Origin of the sequence: Staphylococcus sp. HMSC14D10 (assembly GCF_001808125.1) — a bacterium.
In the GTDB taxonomy this organism is placed as follows: domain Bacteria; phylum Bacillota; class Bacilli; order Staphylococcales; family Staphylococcaceae; genus Staphylococcus; species Staphylococcus haemolyticus.
In genome coordinates, this window is sequence record NZ_KV792263.1 from 23,197 (window position 1) to 26,545 (window position 3,349).

Below are 3,349 nucleotides of genomic sequence, written 5' to 3' on the forward strand. Positions count from 1 at the left end.
CCAATTTTGAGTATTAAAGATGTCACTTTTATATCTTTAGTTTTATCTTTTATAAACATTCCAATAAGTTATACGCGACGTTCAATTGAAATGATCTATAATTACCATATAATTTGATTCACTACCATAACCTACGTCAGCTACAATATATTCAGATAAATGACCGTAGGTTTCTTGAATTGAATTTAAAAATGGTATCATCGTTCTTGTATCAGTCGGATTTTGATACACATTATAAGATAAAACAATTGAGAATTTGTCTCTACTTGTAAATTATACCCTGGATTGAGTTGTCCTTTTTTCATATAATCTTCTTTCATTCTTATAAATGTGGCATCATAGTCTGTTTTAGAATAACTATTTCTATCCTTTAAAATAGATTTTTGGACTTCGTATCTATGCTTTCGCCCAGAGTAATCATTAATTTGCTTTTTGTATTGTTTAATTTTAGTTCTTTTGAGCCGTATTTGTTTTCTTATTTTAGTACATTTTTCATTATCGATATGTTGATTTAAATCTTCGATTTCTTTATCCAAATGACTATCAATCAAATCTATTTCTTCCTTTGTTAAGTCATTATCGTGATCATTTTTAATCTCAGGTATGATTTTATTTGTTACCAATTCATGATAGAGTGCTTTAGAATCTTCATTCATCTTTGTCTCATGGTTTTGAATACTCTTTTTCCATACAAATGTATATCGATTGGCATTCGCCTCAACTTTCGTACCATCAATAAAAGTGGTTTGATCATCTATAAGATGTTGTTTCAAACACTGACTATGAAATTGAATAAATAATGATTCTAATAAAGCATCTACTTTTGGATTGACTCTAAATCGATTAATCGTTTTATAAGAAGGCTTTTGATTTTGTGATAACCACATCATCCGGATGCTATCATTAAGTAACTTTTTATCTTACGTCCTGAAAACACAGATTGTGTCTAGGTATATAGAATTACTTTTAACATCATTTTCGGATGGTATGAGGTTGCACCACGATGATGTCTGAATTCATCGAATTCAGTCTTAGGAATTGTTTCTACAATGTCATTTACATGTCGTGAAATATCATTTGTGGGGATAAGTACTAAAGTTTCTTTTCGTAGAGTAAGTTAAGTCATGTTAAAATCTTTATACATAAGGTATTTCGTTAATTTAGTTTAGTGATTTTATTAAATTATACGAGAGTGCCTTATTTTTTTAAGTATTCAATGTAAAATTACATATAAATATAAAGTAATTTGGCGAGACTCTTGAGGAAACTGGACATGCTGAAGACTACAGGCTGAAGTTATCCCTAAGAAAGCGAGAAAACAATACGTAGTATTGTAAATTAAGAAGCCAGTAAATGAATTTATAATAAACTCATTTACTAGCTATTTTGCTAGGAATTATGTCCAGGTCTCTTTATATTATTTTGTTATTGAAATACCCTTTACTTTTATAGATTAATACTTAAATTCTTTCTGATATTGTACATAACCTGAAATGTAATGTTCTAAGTCGTCAATACGAATACGGTAACCATGGTTTTTCATATAAAAACTACCTAATATTCTATCAGGATTTTTGAAATACATCGCTGTTTCAGGATAGAAAAATCCAGTTCTTTGATATTTAGCTCTGATATCTATTACATTTATAAGTTCTTCTTCATCAATTAATTTGTGTACTAGCTTTTCATAACCAACTGCTTTAGCTTTCTTAATTAATCGATATGAGGCCATTAACATTTCTAAAAATGTAGGGAATGTCTTCTCTCTAGTTTTAATATATTCTAGAAAACCACTAACATTTTTAATACCAAACTCAAAATATTTCTTCTCAGGTAAAATTTGTACTATTTCATTTGAACAATACCCTAACCAATGATCATGATACTGCCAATAATCTTTTTCAATAAATCGATCCATAAGATTTTTACAAGTTTCTAACCATTCCTTATTATTATCAATTTGGAATAATCTTAATAATGCTAAAGCTGCTTCCCCATCATAAAAAATGATTCTGAAATTTTCTTTTACAGTTAAATCAGGATAATTTAAGATATGGACAGTATCGTATGTCGTTTTGTCAATCATTGAAGTAATACCTTTAGCAACTTTTTGAGCAATTTCTAAATACTTTTTATTTTCATTAATCTTTAAATATTCACAGACTGCGAATATAAATGAAGCATTTTGACCTAATTTAATTTCATTAATATTTTCAGTGTCATCAAAGATATAACACTTATCATCTTTTTCAAATACATAATTTTCAATTATATAATCAATTGCTTTTTCAGCACTATCTAATGGTTGATTCAAATATGTAAGTCCTTCTATTAAAGCATATGTTGAAGAAGAATGTCTTAATACATTATAAGTTCCAATTTCTTTATCAAAATGCGGAAAATATCCATATTGATAACGACCATTCTCTAAAAGCATATTTTTAAGATAATCCACACTACTAACTATTATTTTATCAACCTCTTCATGAAAATCATAAATTTTTCTAACGCCTTTTTGTAAACCGAACTCTTCGAGTTCATAAATTTTATTCTCATCTAAGAAATAACTTTTAGTATAAAATTTAATTACTTCTTTATTTTCATAAAACTCATGATTAAACCCTTTACTATGATTTGTATATTTTCTCAAATAGTTATTAATATTTTGTTCAGATAAATATTTACCTTTATCATTTTTCTTAGGTATCACAAATGCATTTGCATTAATTTCTTCGGGTAAAAACGTAGTATTCCAATATTCATCTAGAGTAATTCCATATTCAATATGATTTCTTCTAGTATTGATCATCTCTTCTTTTAGTTCTTTAAAGGGAATCTTTTCACATTTAGTCACTAAATCTAACTTAACCCATTTAGGATATTCTCCTGATTTTTTTTTGAATTTTTGAGCTTGTTTTAAAATATTACTTTCCAGATATCTAGCTTTCTTTAATAACTTAACAGTGGCTTTAATATTAGGAGTCCCCAGACTCAAAAATATATAATTCTCAATTTTTTCTTTAGAATCAATACTATTCACTAATTTTTTTATATTATCTTCAAATGACATAGCTTGCCTCCTTAGAATTTACTTACAACCATACATTATTTAAAAATAAATTACTTTTTAAATAAAGCCAGGTCATAATGACCTGGCTCTTTTTTAACATTAAAAGTAAGAGTGTATTTTATTTTTCATTATTATTTTTTCTACGACGTCTACCTAATAATAATGAACCTAAACCTGCAACTAATGAGCCAAATAATAATCCACTATTTTGTTGATTATCACCTGTAGCAGGTAATTCTTTTTTATCTGAGTCGCTATCTGAATCTGAGTCGCTATCGC

The 3,349-nt window shown here is 27.4% G+C and carries 2 protein-coding genes and 1 pseudogene; all 3 read right to left on the reverse strand.

The genetic code is table 11. The features are described from left to right. A pseudogene (locus tag HMPREF3134_RS11840) lies at window positions 1–1,087 on the reverse strand (transposase); the annotation flags it as partial. Between the two features lie 366 nt (window positions 1,088–1,453). Continuing rightward, window positions 1,454–3,070 (reverse strand): prenyltransferase/squalene oxidase repeat-containing protein, encoded by a 1,617-nt coding sequence (locus HMPREF3134_RS08760; protein ID WP_016931415.1) that lies wholly within the window; start codon window positions 3,068–3,070, stop codon window positions 1,454–1,456. Window positions 3,071–3,188: 118 nt separating this feature from the next. Beyond that, a partial coding sequence (locus HMPREF3134_RS11845) for an LPXTG cell wall anchor domain-containing protein (protein WP_141738637.1) occupies window positions 3,189–3,349 on the reverse strand: 161 nt, incomplete at its 5' end.

What these genes read in the sequence shown, in the direction of transcription:
- HMPREF3134_RS08760 (WP_016931415.1), bottom strand. Translation starts at nt 3,070, where the DNA reads ATGTCATTTGAAGATAATATAAAAAAATTAGTGAATAGTATTGATTCT.